This window comes from Bacillus sp. mrc49 (genome assembly GCF_002803435.1).
On sequence record NZ_PHNG01000065.1, the window covers coordinates 1 to 324 of the forward strand.

Genomic DNA, 324 nt, shown 5'->3' on the forward strand with positions numbered 1-324 from the left:
TCCCTCACGGTACTGGTTCACTATCGGTCACTAGGGAGTATTTAGCCTTGGGAGATGGTCCTCCCTGCTTCCGACGGGATTTCTCGTGTCCCGCCGTACTCAGGATCCACTCAGGAGGGAACGAAGTTTCAACTACAGGGTTTTTACCTTCTTTGACGGACCTTTCCAGATCGCTTCATTTACCCCGTTCCTTTGTACCTCCATGTTGAGTGTCCTACAACCCCAAGAGGCAAGCCTCTTGGTTTGGGCTAATTCCGTTTCGCTCGCCGCTACTCAGGAAATCGCGTTTGCTTTCTCTTCCTCCGGGTACTTAGATGTTTCAGT

1 rRNA gene is annotated in these 324 nt (G+C 51.2%); it reads right to left on the minus strand.

The features are described 5' to 3' along the window. Nucleotides 1-324, minus strand: a 23S ribosomal RNA gene (locus tag CVN76_RS00490); the annotation flags it as partial.